The following is a 13,602-nucleotide window of genomic DNA, read 5'->3' on the forward strand; positions in this document are numbered from 1 at the left end:
GCTGCGCTGTCGTGTTGTCCGTAGGGATTTTCGGCGCGACGATAGAATTCTAAAGGGGATGAAAGAGTGAATAAGTCACAACTGATCGACAAAATTGCCGCTGGTGCTGATATTTCTAAAGCGGCCGCTGGGCGCGCATTAGATGCAATTATTGCTTCTGTTACTGAATCTTTGAAAGAAGGTGATGACGTAGCTCTGGTTGGTTTTGGTACTTTTGCAGTCCGTGAGCGTTCTGCACGTACTGGCCGTAACCCTCAGACAGGCAAAGAAATCAGTATTCCAGCGGCTAAAGTACCAGGCTTCCGCGCCGGTAAAGGTCTGAAAGACGCTGTAAACTAATTGCCGCGTCAACTCTCACCTGTGTATTTACCCAAAGCATTTGGAGTGGCTGCTAGCATCTCTGCTGCTGCAAATATGACGGGTGTATATTGTTTGTGTTAAACAATAACCTGACGCAGTTGAGATGGTAAGGTAAGATACAAGGCGCATCGTTACTGATGCGCTTTTTTTCGTTTAGGTAGCAGTTTTAACGCGCAGCAGCACGAATGGCTGTCGCAAGGAATGCTGGGTTTATTTAGACCTGCGCAACAGTTTTAATCCATATTACAGCGGAGTATTGTCACATTATGATGGACAATTTACGCGCGGCTGCTAATAACGTCGTGCTCAAAATCCTTCTGGCCCTGATCATGTTGTCCTTTATCCTGACCGGGGTTGGCAGCTATCTGATTGGTGGTTCCAACGACTTTGCAGCCAAAGTTAATGGCCAAGAGATTAGTCGTGCTCAGTTAGAACAGGCTGTACAGAGTGAGCGTGGCCGCTTGCAGCAGCAACTAGGTGAACAGTTCTCCGCGCTGGCCGCGAACGAAGGCTACATGCAGCAACTGCGCCAGCAGGTTCTCGGTCAGTTGGTCAACAACATGTTACTTGACCAATACGCCAAAAAACTGGGCCTGACTGCCAGCGATGAACAAGTCAAAGATGCCATTCGTCAGGCACCTTATTTCCAGACCGATAATAAGTTCGATAATAATAAATATCTCGAACTGGTTAACCGGATGGGCTACACCCCCGATCAATTTGCGCAATTACAGCGTCAGCAACTCATCAATCAACAGTTGCTACAAGCCTTTGGGGATACTGGCTTTGTACTGCCTATCGAAGCACAGGCAATGTCAGAGCTGATTTTGCAGCAACGTGAAGTTCGTCTGGCAACGATTGATCTCAAAGCACTTCAGGCGCAGCAGAAAGTCACTGATGAAGAGCTGAAAGCCTATTACGACCAGAACAAAAATAGCTTCATTGCACCGGAACAGATGAAAATCAGTTTCATTGCGATGGATGCCGCAGCGATGCAGGACAAAATTACTGTCACTGAAGAAGATATCGCCGCGTATTACGATCAGCATAAAAGCAGCTATACCCAACCAGAACGCCGTAACTACAGTGTTATTCAATTTAAGAATGAAGCTGAAGCCAAAGCAGCACTGGAGGAGTTGAAAAAAGGTGCTGATTTTGCCGCGATGGCAAAAGAGAAATCTACCGATATCATCTCCCGCAAAAATGGGGGAGATCTGGGATGGTTGGAACCAGAGACAACGGCTGATGAGCTGAAACAAGCGAAGTTGAGCGAAAAAGGTCAGTTATCTGACGTGGTTAAATCCTCTGTTGGTTATCTGATTGTTCGCTTAAACGACATTAAGCCAGAACAGGTTAAGCCGCTGTCAGAAGTGCATGACGCGCTGGCGAAACAGGTTAAGCAGGAAAAAGCTGTTGATGCCTATTACGCGTTGCAGCAAAAAGTGAGTGAAGCAGCAACCAGCGATAACGAATCTCTGGCTTCAGCTGAAGAGGCCGCTGGCGCTAAAGCTAAGCACACAGATTGGTTTACCCGTGATTCAATACCTGCCGAAGTGAATTTCAAACCAGTGGCGCAGGCTATCTTTGACGGTGGCTTGATAGGTGAGAATGGCGCACCGGGTAGTAACTCAGATGTCATCACTGTTGATGGTGACCGTGCTTTCGTTATCCGTATCGATGGCCATAAACCTGAAGGCATTGAACCATTCGAGCAAGTTCGTGATCAGGTCGCTGAACTAGTGAAACGTCAGAAAGCAGAACAGCTGGCACGTGTTGATGGTGAGAAGATCCTCACTGCGCTGAAACAAGGCAAAGGCGAAGAGGCCATGAAAGCCGCTGGTATCAGCTTTGGCGAGAAGAAAACCTTGTCACGAGCGCCAGATGATGACCAATTAGTGCAGACGATCTTTACATTGCCTCATCCGCAAAAAGATCAGCCAGTCTATGGCTTGTCTCAGGATCGTCAGGACAATATCGTACTGATTGAACTGTTGTCGGTGACTGCGGGTAAATTACCGGAAGGCGAAATGAAAACCTTCATTGCTAAAATGCAGGAAGGGTCTAGCGGTGTGACCTTTGATGCATTGATGGCGAACCTGCACAAACAGGCCACCATCAAGATGGGGCCTGCGGAGCAACAGCAGCCGCAGTAATAACTGCAATAGTTCTCGCATTCATTTGCAACTCGATGTAACAACGAAAGGTCGCTTTGGCGACCTTTCGCATATCTGAAATCTGCCCTTTGCGATTAACAAGCTGTTGCGGCAAGGTAGCCATGCTGTCAAACACAAGGAGGATACAGCATGAAATTTATAGGAAAATTGTTCGTTATAGCGGCATTGTTGGTCGGTATTAATATCCCACAGATAGCTTACGCCGCACCGGCTAGCTCCACCAGCGCCCCTCAGGATAAGGCGCTCAATCAGTCTGGTGATGCCGCGAAGCATAGTCCGGTAAAAGCGAACAATACGCTGACCAAAGCGGCTGAGAAGAGGAGCGGGCAGGCTAGTACCACAGTATCTGCGGGCAATCCATCGGATAACCTACCAGGCCAGGTCAATATTAATAGTGCAAATGCGGAGCAACTGGCACAGCAGCTAAGCGGAATTGGTAAGAAGAAGGCGGAAGCCATTATTGCTTATCGTGAGCAGTTTGGTCCTTTCACTGATGCGGAGCAACTGCTTGAAGTTCCCGGTATTGGCCCCTCGTTCTTGGAGCGCAACAGCCGCAAACTTAAAATGTAGACTTGGCTTGTCGCGAGTAAACGAAGTTGTAGCGAATAACTGAGTTTGTAGCGAGCAGACTCAGGGGGCGGGTAAGTGCTGGTGAGTATTTGCCTGACCCTTTCGCTGCACAAATAGCTGCTAACTTCTCATAATGTAAGCCGCAGCTGTCAGGGAAAACTGTGATGTTGGTCCGGATTATATTGTAAGCACGCTATAAGTTTATTTTCCTCTGCTAATCTTGCATTGAGGTCATACCAGTTGTGTTGGTTACCCTATAACTTTTATCACTGTTTGGAGAAGTTCGCCGTCATGCATACACATATTAAAGTCAGGGGTTTCCATATTGATGTTTTTCAACACGTTAATAATGCCCGCTATTTAGAGTTTCTCGAAGAAGCGCGCTGGGAATGGCTGGATGGAGAGCCGGCAGCTCAATGGATGGCAGAGCACCAAATTGCTTTTATCGTGGTTAATATCAATATCAGCTACCGTCGGCCAGCAGTATTGGGTGATCTGTTGCGGATTGATAGCCAACTGTTAAGACTAAACGGTAAAAGCGGTGTGATGAAACAGGTGGTTTCGCTGGAGCCAGACTCTATTCCTGTCGCGGATGCTGAATTGACCTTTGTCTGTATTGACCTGCGTAGCCAGAAGGCGTTGCCGATTGAGGGTGAATTGCATAAAAAGTTGCAAGAATTTGTCAACCGAGGTCTATGAGTGGGAGATTGAACTACTGCTGATAGAGATAGACTCCTCGCTCCCATAGAGCGAGGCTATAACTTAGGGCGCGGTAGTGATCAGTGCAAGTAGTTGCAGGACGATGAGATAGTCAAACCAGCCCGGTTTTTTGTTTCAGGCTCAATAACACATTGGGCTTATTGGCTAGATAGAACGCCAGTCCTTTAGCGCGCAAGTGGCAGGCGGCACACTCGCCGCAGCCATCGCCCTGAATTCCGTTATAACAGGTGAGGGTATCGTTACGGACACGATCGAGTTGCTGATAATAATCCGCCAATGCCCATGTTTCGGCTTTATCCAGCCACATCAGCGGGGTGATGAAAGCGATATCTCGGCCAATACCTAAATCGATAGCGTGATTAAGTGCCTTAACGAACTCATCACGACAATCAGGGTAGCCGGAGAAGTCGGTCTCGCAGACACCGGTGATCACCGCCTGTGCTTGCACTTGATAAGCATAGATAGCGGCCAGTGTTAGGAAGAGAATATTACGGCCAGGAACAAAGGTGCTGGGAACTGCATCAGTATCTTCTTCATTATAAGTCGGCACAGGGATGCTGTCTCGGGTCAGGCTGCTGACGGCTAATTCGTTGAGCATACCAACATCCAATACCTTATGTGCCTTAGCACCGAGTTGCGTGGCAAGCTCGCGAGCAACATCTATCTCTGCGCGGTGGCGTTGCCCATAATCGAACGTAATACAGTGGACTTCATCATATTGCTGTAATGCTTGAATTAAGCAGGTCGTGGAGTCTTGTCCACCACTAAAAACAACTACGGCACGTCTCATACTCTGACCTCGTACGGCTGTGGTTTTGAAAGAGCAAACCCACAGCAAGAATTAAGAACTGGCCGTATGGTACTCAGTTCGCGCACTAAAAGGTAGCAACCCGTGTTTGGTGGTCAGTCTATAGTTGGCGCTATAGATTGTAGTTGGTGATCTGATTGTAATTAGTGATCAGATTGTAGTTAGTGACCAGATTGTAGTTAGTGATCAATTTGTCGCAGGGGGCAACCATGCCTGGCTGAAGTCGAACCAGCCATAAGCAGTCAATGTCACACCATTAATTCGTGGTGGGGCATTGACCTGATATTGGTAGTTGAATAACGGCAGAATCAGTCCGGACAGCATCAGATCATTGTAATATGCCTGTAATTGGCGAAAGCGTTCTGGTGCTAGTTCAATTTGCTGAATATCTGTCAGTGTTTCTTGCTGCTGAATTAATTGCTCAGGAGAGAGAATACCGCGCCACAGTGGATCAAGTCTGAGCCAGCTCTCCATTGTGGCTTCGGGAGATTCACCAACCAGATGATCAGCTAATAATAGATCTGCGCTTTCAATTTGGTGAGTGCCTTGCCACCGCTTATCGTGGCTGGCTCGGATCTCTAATGTGCAACCCTGTGCCGCCAATACTGTTTTTAACTGTTCGGCGACACTCTTAAGTTCCATCGGTGGTTGGTAAGTCAGTATCAGATGTGTGGGTAGTGGTGGATTATCATCAGACGTAAACTGCGGAATCGGCCAACCTGGCAGCATTTCATGGCTGGGGGTTATCACTCCGCGACGCACTGACAGCTCTTCTAAAATACCGGAAGTTTGCACGAGCATCAGTAATTTGGCTGTTTGCTGCGGTGTTATGTTACTGAGGTGTCGGTTGATCGCCAGATAACAAAAACCGAGACTCATGCTGCGCTGGACTGGGCGGGCCAACGGAAAATCCTCTTCCTGACCGATGGTGATACGTACTGGATGCTGGCAACCACCTTCAGTCGATTGCCCCACCAGACTTGGCGTTATCCAGTATTCGATGATCTCCAGATAAGGGTGTTGCAAATGATAAAACTCATGTTGCTCCAGCCGCACCAGATGCTGGTCGAAAGTCGCCAACTTAAATGGGCCAGCCCCCAGCAATGGGTCGTCTGGATGAAACAGTCGGCAGGGTAAATCTGCTAACCGATGTGCCAGCCAATAATCAGGTTTGGAAAGGGTGAATTTCAAGCATAAAGCATGGGGGAGGGTGATCGCTGAAATATTGGTAAAACTGGGTTGGCTGCGTCGATTGTTCCGCAGCAGCGCCAGTGTTTGCAATAATTGTTCTCCGCGAATGTGCTCGCCATTATGCCAACGCAATTGGCTGCGTAAGAAAAATTGCCAGGTTAAGCCGTCATCACTGACTTGCCAGTGATGGGCCAGATCCGGTTTTGGCTGCGGGTCACCAGTGTTAAAGCGGGTCAGTCCTGCGTGTAAAGTATAAACCAGATGTTGCTCTGCCCGACCAGTGACTATCATCGGATTTAGGGGTTCAAGCTCACGGTAATAAGGAATACGCAGGATTGGGCTATCTGCTTGCCACTGCCCCCCATATGAGGGTTTAGTAAAGTTTGTAGACGTTCCGGTTCAAGCTGGGCCAAGGCAAGGGCGGCCTGATGATCACCTTGCTCAAGGAACATTTTCAGGTAGGTTGCCCGCAGTGTATCGGGGCTTTTCAGACATTGCAGCTGCGCACGTTTTCCTCGGCCAACCTGTGAATGCCAACTGAGCCACTCATTCGACTGTAGCTGCTGGATCAGAGTGCGGGCATGTCGTTCGCTGCAAAATAGCAAGCCTGCCAGTTCACCAACTGTAGTGGCAGCGGCTTGATCGCCAAATTTTTGATACAACCGTTGATATTGGGTGAGCCGGTGAATTATGCGCACAATTAAATCCGGAATAGTTTAAATTATTTGTTCACTATTAGTTCAGTAAATAATACGCCATAATTTTATCCATACCACCAGTTTTATTCTCAGTGAGGTTTTGAATGTACCGTTTAGCCGCTTTTGATATGGATGGAACCTTACTGATGCGCGACCATAATATTGGTGGTGCGACATTGAATGCCTTGCATCAGTTAGTCGAGAGTGGGGTGATTCTGACCTTCGCTACCGGGCGACACTATATTGATATGAAAGGGATTCTTTCTCATTCAGGAATTAACGGTTACTTGATTACCGGTAATGGTACGCGGGTAGCGGATCTGGATGGAGCCACGTTATATGGCATGGATTTACCTGCTGAACTGGTGGAGTTTGTGCTGCGCACTCCTTGGCAGACAAATGCCAGTATCCACTTATTCCGCGATGAGGGTTGGTTTACCGATTGCAATGACGCCGCGCTATTAACCGCCCATAAAACCAGTGGATTCCAGTTCCAACTCACGACGTTGGATGCATTGCCGCTGACCGGTAATCACAAGATCTGTTTTATTGCCTCACACCAAGAGTTAACCGAGCTTAAAACTCAGCTAGAACAACAGATGGGCGGCAAAGCTGACTTCTGTTTCTCCGCCGCCGAATGTCTTGAAGTGCTCCCTCGTGGCTGTAATAAAGGGGCGGCATTGGAACGATTAAGCCATCATCTTGATTTGACCCTGGCAGATTGTATGGCATTTGGTGATGCGATGAATGATAAAGAGATGCTGTCACGGGTGGGGCGCGGCTTGGTGATGGGAAATGCACTACCGCAATTGAAGCAAGAATTACCCCATTTACAGATTATTGGTCGCTGCGAGCAGCAAGGCGTCGCGCACTATTTGCACCATTGGCTAAGTTCACCACACCTCACCTATTCCCCCGAATTCTGAGGTTTATACCCCGAGTTCTGATGCTACAACATCAATGACTTTGGGTATGGCTATTAGCCAGCCGGATAACCATCCGGTTTTTTTCTTCTCAAAGGGGGCTGTTGCAAGCCCCCTTGATCGGCAAACTACAGATTATTTAGCTCATTGCGAAATGGGGTTAAATCGCCAATGTTAGTGCTCACCCACTGGGCGTCGTAGTAGGTATCAAGATAGCGCTCACCGCTGTCACAGAGTAACGTCACAATCGCGCCCGTTTTTCCCTGCTCGCGCATCTGTTTGGCTAATTGTAATGCTCCCCAGACGTTAGTCCCCGTTGATGCCCCCACTTTGCGCCCCAGAATGCCCTCCAGCCAATGGATGGTTGCCACACTGGCGGCATCCGGTACACGCAACATGCTGTCAATTACCTCTGGAATAAATGAAGGTTCAGCCCGTGGGCGGCCTATCCCTTCAATGCGGCTACCACAACTGCCGGTGACTGTGCGATCACGGTTGCAGAAGCAGTCATAAAATACCGAGTTTTCCGGATCGACAACCATTAGTTGGGTATCATGCCCTTGATAGCGGATATAGCGGCCTAACGTGGCGGAAGTGCCGCCGGTGCCGGCGCTCATCACAATGTAGTCCGGGACAGGGAAGGGTTCGCGGGCCATCTGGCGGAAGATACTGTCGGCAATGTTATTATTGCCGCGCCAGTCGGTTGCTCGCTCCGCAAAAGTGAACTGATCCATATAGTGGCCATTCAACTCACGGGCCAACTGCTCCGATGCAGCATAGATTTGCCCTGCGTGGTCGACAAAATGACAGCGACCACCGTAGAAGGCAATTTGCTCAACTTTTCGTCGAGCGGTGCAACTTGGCATGACGGCAATAAATGGCAAGCCAATCAGGCGAGCAAAATAGGCTTCAGATACCGCCGTGCTGCCGGAAGAGGCCTCAATTATCGTGGTGCCTTCGGTGATCCAGCCATTACATAGGCCATAGAGGAACAATGAGCGGGCCAGGCGGTGCTTTAAGCTACCGGTAGGATGGGTGCTCTCATCTTTCAAATAGAGATAAATGCCGGGAAAAGCAGGTAGATTTAGGCGGATCAGGTGAGTATCAGCGGAGCGTTGAAAATCAGCTTCTATTTCACTGATAGCATTTTTTACCCAAGTGTTGGTCATTTGGCGGCCTACGATATCAATAGCAATTTAATGATTGTTATATTATCGGTTATCAAAGAAAAAAACGTTGCCATTTTTCCTTCTTTATCGCCAAATGATAGAAAACTATTCCATGGATAATGGCTATGCTAGATAAAACAGACCGCAAGCTGCTCTGTATGTTGCAAAAAGATTGCACTCAATCACTGCAAGTCTTGGCTGAGGCCGTCAATTTGACCTCCACGCCATGTTGGAAACGCCTAAAGCGCCTCGAGGATGAGGGTTTTATCCGTGGGCGAGTGGCGTTGCTGGACAGTGAAAAGTTGGGCTTAGGGCTGACGGCATTTGTGCTGATTAAGACGCAGCAGCATAATAGCGATTGGTATCAGGCATTCGTCGAGTTCATCCAGAAAATGCCTGAGGTGCTGGCGTTCTATCGGATGGCGGGTGAATATGACTATCTGATGCAGGTAGAGGTTGCCGATATGAAAAGTTACGACAATTTTTACAAACGCATGGTGAATGGCGTGCCGGGACTGATTGATGTGACATCGAGTTTTGCGATGGAAAAGATCAAATACACCACTATGTTGCCGATCCCTGAGTAAAAAATTTTTTGAATAAAAAGTCATTTTAACGATGGTATCCTACTCCCTCATTGATTGCGTATAGCAAGAAGAATACCGATGCTATTCGGTGTCAGACCATGGAATAAGACTGCGTGAGATTGTTTGCACAATTAGGCTGGTATTTCCGCCGAGAGTGGCGTCGCTATGTAGGCGCGGTGTTGCTGCTGATCATTATTGCTATCTTGCAATTGTTGCCACCAAAGCTGGTTGGGGTAATTGTGGATGGCATCAGTACCAAACAGATGTCGACCGACAGGCTACTGATGTGGATCGGGGTGATGCTGGTGACGGCAATCGTGGTCTATCTACTGCGCTATGTCTGGCGCGTGCTCCTCTTTGGCGCATCCTACCAATTGGCGGTGGAGTTACGATCGAACTTCTATCGCCAACTCAGCCGCCAGGCCCCCGGCTTCTATTTACGTCACCGCACCGGCGACTTAATGGCACGCGCCACGAATGATGTCGATCGCGTGGTTTTTGCCGCCGGTGAGGGGGTGTTGACGCTGGTGGATTCGCTGGTGATGGGCTGTGTGGTATTGATTGTGATGAGCACCCAAATCAGCTGGCAATTGACATTGTTGTCGCTGCTACCCATGCCGGTGATGGCGATAGTGATCAAATATTATGGCGACCAACTGCACCAGCGCTTTAAATCGGCGCAGGGCGCATTTTCTAGCCTCAATAATCAGGCGCAAGAGAGTTTGACCAGCATCCGCATGATTAAAGCTTTTGGTCTGGAAGATAATCAATCACAGCAATTTGCGCAGGTTGCCGCCGAAGCGGGCGCGAAGAACATGTATGTTGCGCGCATTGATGCCCGTTTTGATCCGACCATTTATATTGCTATCGGCATCGCTAATTTATTAGCCATCGGCGGTGGTAGCTGGATGGTGGTTAACCACAGCATTACCTTAGGGCAGTTGACCAGTTTTGTGATGTATCTGGGGTTAATGATCTGGCCGATGTTGGCGTTGGCGTGGATGTTCAATATTGTCGAACGCGGCAGCGCGGCCTATAGCCGTATCCGTAGTTTGTTGGAAGAGGCGCCGGTGGTAAAAGATGGTGAGATCGAATTATCTAACGGGCGTGGCACATTAGCGGTAAACATTCGGCATTTCTATTATCCGGGGGCTGAACAGCCCGCATTACATGATGTCGCGCTGAAGTTGGCTCCGGGGCAGATGTTGGGGCTATGTGGGCCGACGGGGTCCGGTAAAAGCACCTTGCTGGCATTAATTCAGCGGCAATTTGATATTGATGATGGCGCTATTAGTTATCAGGGACATGCGCTGTCGGATCTTCGTTTGCATGACTGGCGCGGGCGCTTATCCGTAGTCAGTCAGACGCCATTCCTCTTCTCTGACACCGTGGCGGGCAATATTGCGTTAGGTAAACCTGATGCCACTCAAGAACAAATTGAGCGGGCCGCGCGTTTAGCCAGTGTCCATGAGGATATTTTGCGCCTTCCTCAAGGGTATGACACTGAAGTGGGCGAGCGCGGCGTGATGTTATCAGGCGGGCAGAAACAGCGCATTTCCATTGCCCGAGCGCTGCTTCTGGAGACTGAAATTCTGATTCTTGATGATGCACTCTCTGCGGTTGATGGTCAGACCGAACATGAAATCTTAAAAAATCTGCGCCTTTGGGGCGAACATCGCACCGTGATTATTAGCGCCCATCGGCTCTCCGCTTTGACGGAGGCCAGTGAAATTCTGGTGATGCAACATGGCGGTGTGATGCAGCGTGGTACACATAATTTATTGGTCAATCAATCGGGTTGGTATCGCGAGATGTACCGCTATCAACAACTGGAAGCGGCATTAGATGATGGTGAGCCGGAGGCCAAAACCGATGAGTAAACCTCAGCAACTTTGGCCAACACTAAAACGGCTGCTCTCCTATGGTTCGCCGTATCGAAAACCATTAGGGCTGGCGGTCTTGATGCTCTGGGTTGCCGCTGCCGCTGAAGTCAGTGGCCCACTGTTGATCAGCTATTTTATTGACCACGTGGTGGCGAAAGGCACCTTGCCGCTCGGTTTGGTGAGTGGGCTGGCATTGGCATATCTGCTGCTGCAACTGCTGGCTGCGACCTTGCACTATTTTCAGGCGCTGCTGTTTAATCGTGCTGCAGTCGGCGTGGTTCAGCGGTTGCGCATTGAAGTGATGGATGCGGCTTTGCGCCAACCGCTCAGTGCTTTTGATACCCAGCCGGTGGGGCAATTGATTTCCCGCGTAACTAATGACACTGAAGTTATCAAAGATTTATATGTGATGGTGGTCTCTACAGTGCTAAAAAGTGCCGCGTTAATCGGCGCAATGCTGGTGGCGATGTTCAGTCTGGATTGGCGCATGGCGCTGATTTCAATCTGCATTTTCCCTGCGGTATTGGTAGTGATGGCGATTTATCAGCGCTATAGCACCCCCGTGGTGCGGCGGGTTCGGGCCTATCTGGCTGACATCAACGACGGCTTTAATGAAGTGATTAATGGCATGGGTGTTATTCAGCAGTTTCGCCAGCAAGCGCGCTTCGGCGAGCGGATGGAGTCAGCCAGTCGCGCGCATTATATGGCGCGGATGCAAACTTTGCGCCTGGAGGGGTTTCTTTTACGCCCGCTGCTGAGTCTGTTCTCTGCCATGGTGCTATGCGGTTTGTTGTTGCTGTTCGGTTTCAGCCCAGAAGGTTCCGTCGGGGTGGGGGTGCTGTATGCATTTATTAACTATCTGGGGCGCTTAAATGAGCCGTTGATTGAGCTGACATCTCAGCAATCTATCCTGCAACAAGCGGTGGTGGCTGGGGAGCGTATTTTCGATCTGATGGATCGCGTTCAGCAGGGCTATGGCACCGATGACCGTCCGCTGACCAGTGGCCATATTCAGGTGAGGAATGTCAGCTTTGCTTATCGTCACGATAAAATGGTACTGCAAAATATCTCTCTTGATGTGCCGTCGCGTGGATTTATTGCTTTGGTCGGGCATACCGGCAGTGGCAAGAGTACGCTGGCTAATCTGTTGATGGGTTACTACCCGGTGCAGCAGGGGGAGATTCTGCTTGATGGCCGACCACTCTCTGGGTTATCTCACCAGACCTTGCGCCAGGGGGTTGCCATGGTGCAACAAGATCCGGTGGTGTTGGCCGACTCTTTCTTCGCCAATGTGACCTTAGGCCGTGATATTAGTGAGCAGCAAGTTTGGCAAGCGCTGGAGACGGTGCAACTTGCGCCATTAGTCCATGGGCTGCCTGATGGGCTGCACAGTATGCTCGGGGAGCAGGGCAATACCTTGTCAGTCGGGCAGAAACAGCTGCTGGCGATGGCGCGGGTATTGGTACAAGCGCCGCAAATTCTGATTTTGGATGAAGCGACCGCCAATATTGACTCTGGCACTGAGCAGTCGATTCAGCGGGCATTGCAGCTTATCCGCAAAAATACCACTTTGGTCGTGATTGCTCACCGCCTCTCAACCATTGTCGATGCTGATACCATTTTGGTGCTGCACCGTGGTGTGGCAGTTGAACAAGGTAAGCATCAAGAGCTGCTTGCGGCCCATGGGCGCTATTATCAAATGTACCAGTTGCAACTGGTCAGCGAAGATTTAGCGGCTATTGACCAGGTAGAAACTGCGGTTAATTAAGGGATAATCTGCGGGGCCTGGCGGCCTCGCATCACGCCCTGTGCCGCTTCCTGGCCCCATCACCCACCAAATATACCCCCTCAGTACCGCGACAGTTTGCAAGAGAGCGGACATCCCGCACCATAATCTTGCAACGCAATAGCCCATCAATGCGATGGTGCACTTTTGTGACGCGCATCGCACTAATTTGGTGCACAAAAAATACTCAATACTCGCGGTGTAGCCCTGTCAGCAGGGGCTTGACTCTCTCAACGACCCTCTGTTGGTCATTTTCACACTAATTTTCAGCTATCTTTATTTATGGCATAGCCTTTGCTTTGTTTCTTTTGTGGCAGACAGGTGTCTCGTGGAGACTTAAATTCGACTTAGTTCGAGAAGGGGCAAATATGAAGCTGGTTACCGTGGTGATCAAACCATTTAAGCTGGAGGATGTGCGTGAAGCCTTGTCCTCTGTGGGTATTCAGGGGCTGACCGTAACCGAAGTAAAAGGATTTGGTCGCCAGAAAGGACACGCCGAACTCTATCGTGGAGCTGAATATAGCGTCAATTTCTTACCTAAAGTGAAAATTGATATCGCGATTGCCGATGATCAATTAGATGAAGTGATTGATGTGATCAGTAAGGCCGCCTATACCGGCAAAATTGGTGATGGCAAAATTTTCGTTGCTGAATTGCAACGTGTTATTCGCATCCGTACCGGCGAAACCGACGAAGCAGCACTGTAATTTGCAGGCTCAAATTTAGTGAATAG

Annotated in this window: 11 protein-coding genes and 1 pseudogene; 9 read left to right on the forward strand and 3 right to left on the reverse strand. The window is 49.4% G+C overall.

Annotated elements, in window-relative coordinates; genetic code table 11:
• Window positions 1-66 precede the first annotated feature (66 nt).
• From hupB to HRK25_RS11270, 4 genes are all read left to right on the forward strand, one after another.
• Window positions 67-339, forward strand: a complete 273-nt coding sequence (gene hupB / locus HRK25_RS11255; RefSeq protein WP_004392663.1) for a nucleoid-associated protein HU-beta — start codon at window positions 67-69, stop codon at window positions 337-339.
• A 287-nt stretch (window positions 340-626) separates the two neighbouring features.
• On the forward strand, window positions 627-2,513 hold the full coding sequence (ppiD, locus tag HRK25_RS11260; protein WP_032897204.1) for a peptidylprolyl isomerase: 1,887 nt from the start codon (window positions 627-629) through the stop codon (window positions 2,511-2,513).
• A 150-nt stretch (window positions 2,514-2,663) separates the two neighbouring features.
• Window positions 2,664-3,104 carry a helix-hairpin-helix domain-containing protein gene (locus HRK25_RS11265; RefSeq protein ID WP_005272726.1) on the forward strand — a complete coding sequence of 147 codons (441 nt, stop codon included), beginning with the start codon at window positions 2,664-2,666 and terminating at the stop codon, window positions 3,102-3,104.
• Between the two features lie 291 nt (window positions 3,105-3,395).
• On the forward strand, window positions 3,396-3,803 hold the full coding sequence (locus tag HRK25_RS11270) for an acyl-CoA thioesterase (protein ID WP_032897201.1): 408 nt from the start codon (window positions 3,396-3,398) through the stop codon (window positions 3,801-3,803).
• Window positions 3,804-3,915: 112 nt separating this feature from the next.
• Here HRK25_RS11270 and queC read toward each other — a convergent pair whose 3' ends face one another.
• Window positions 3,916-4,614, reverse strand: a complete 699-nt coding sequence (gene queC, locus HRK25_RS11275) for a 7-cyano-7-deazaguanine synthase QueC (protein ID WP_005272722.1) — start codon at window positions 4,612-4,614, stop codon at window positions 3,916-3,918.
• Window positions 4,615-4,818: 204 nt separating this feature from the next.
• A pseudogene (locus HRK25_RS11280) lies at window positions 4,819-6,521 on the reverse strand (SgrR family transcriptional regulator).
• Between the two features lie 104 nt (window positions 6,522-6,625).
• Here HRK25_RS11280 and cof point away from each other — a divergent pair.
• Window positions 6,626-7,447, forward strand: a complete 822-nt coding sequence (cof, locus tag HRK25_RS11285) for an HMP-PP phosphatase (RefSeq protein WP_005272720.1) — start codon at window positions 6,626-6,628, stop codon at window positions 7,445-7,447.
• 125 nt (window positions 7,448-7,572) lie between these two features.
• Here the strand turns inward: cof and HRK25_RS11290 are convergent, their stop codons facing one another.
• Complete coding sequence (locus HRK25_RS11290) at window positions 7,573-8,613, reverse strand: PLP-dependent cysteine synthase family protein (protein WP_005272719.1); 1,041 nt, start codon at window positions 8,611-8,613, stop codon at window positions 7,573-7,575.
• A 125-nt stretch (window positions 8,614-8,738) separates the two neighbouring features.
• Between HRK25_RS11290 and HRK25_RS11295 the strand changes: the two genes are divergently transcribed.
• The 4 genes from HRK25_RS11295 (at window position 8,739) to glnK (ending at window position 13,576) form a co-directional block, all read left to right on the forward strand.
• The gene (locus HRK25_RS11295) at window positions 8,739-9,200 is read left to right on the forward strand and encodes an Lrp/AsnC family transcriptional regulator (RefSeq protein ID WP_032897197.1); all 462 of its coding nucleotides are present in this window, start codon (window positions 8,739-8,741) and stop codon (window positions 9,198-9,200) included.
• Window positions 9,201-9,313: 113 nt separating this feature from the next.
• Entirely contained in the window at window positions 9,314-11,080 is a 1,767-nt protein-coding gene (locus HRK25_RS11300) for a SmdA family multidrug ABC transporter permease/ATP-binding protein (RefSeq protein ID WP_032897195.1), read from the forward strand.
• On the forward strand, window positions 11,073-12,851 hold the full coding sequence (locus HRK25_RS11305) for a SmdB family multidrug efflux ABC transporter permease/ATP-binding protein (protein WP_032897192.1): 1,779 nt from the start codon (window positions 11,073-11,075) through the stop codon (window positions 12,849-12,851). Before HRK25_RS11300 ends, HRK25_RS11305 begins: the two co-directional genes overlap by 8 nt.
• A gap of 386 nt (window positions 12,852-13,237) precedes the next feature.
• Window positions 13,238-13,576, forward strand: a complete 339-nt coding sequence (gene glnK / locus HRK25_RS11310; protein WP_002208627.1) for a P-II family nitrogen regulator — start codon at window positions 13,238-13,240, stop codon at window positions 13,574-13,576.
• The last annotated feature ends 26 nt before the right edge of the window (window positions 13,577-13,602 follow it).

This window comes from Yersinia bercovieri ATCC 43970, assembly GCF_013282745.1.
Classification (GTDB): Bacteria; Pseudomonadota; Gammaproteobacteria; order Enterobacterales; family Enterobacteriaceae; genus Yersinia; species Yersinia bercovieri.

What these genes read in the sequence shown, in the direction of transcription:
- ppiD (WP_032897204.1), top strand. Translation starts at nt 627, where the DNA reads ATGATGGACAATTTACGCGCGGCTGCTAATAACGTCGTGCTCAAAATC.
- HRK25_RS11265 (WP_005272726.1), top strand. Translation starts at nt 2,664, where the DNA reads ATGAAATTTATAGGAAAATTGTTCGTTATAGCGGCATTGTTGGTCGGT.
- HRK25_RS11270 (WP_032897201.1), top strand. Translation starts at nt 3,396, where the DNA reads ATGCATACACATATTAAAGTCAGGGGTTTCCATATTGATGTTTTTCAA.
- queC (WP_005272722.1), bottom strand. Translation starts at nt 4,614, where the DNA reads ATGAGACGTGCCGTAGTTGTTTTTAGTGGTGGACAAGACTCCACGACC.
- cof (WP_005272720.1), top strand. Translation starts at nt 6,626, where the DNA reads ATGTACCGTTTAGCCGCTTTTGATATGGATGGAACCTTACTGATGCGC.
- HRK25_RS11290 (WP_005272719.1), bottom strand. Translation starts at nt 8,613, where the DNA reads ATGACCAACACTTGGGTAAAAAATGCTATCAGTGAAATAGAAGCTGAT.
- HRK25_RS11295 (WP_032897197.1), top strand. Translation starts at nt 8,739, where the DNA reads ATGCTAGATAAAACAGACCGCAAGCTGCTCTGTATGTTGCAAAAAGAT.
- HRK25_RS11305 (WP_032897192.1), top strand. Translation starts at nt 11,073, where the DNA reads ATGAGTAAACCTCAGCAACTTTGGCCAACACTAAAACGGCTGCTCTCC.
- glnK (WP_002208627.1), top strand. Translation starts at nt 13,238, where the DNA reads ATGAAGCTGGTTACCGTGGTGATCAAACCATTTAAGCTGGAGGATGTG.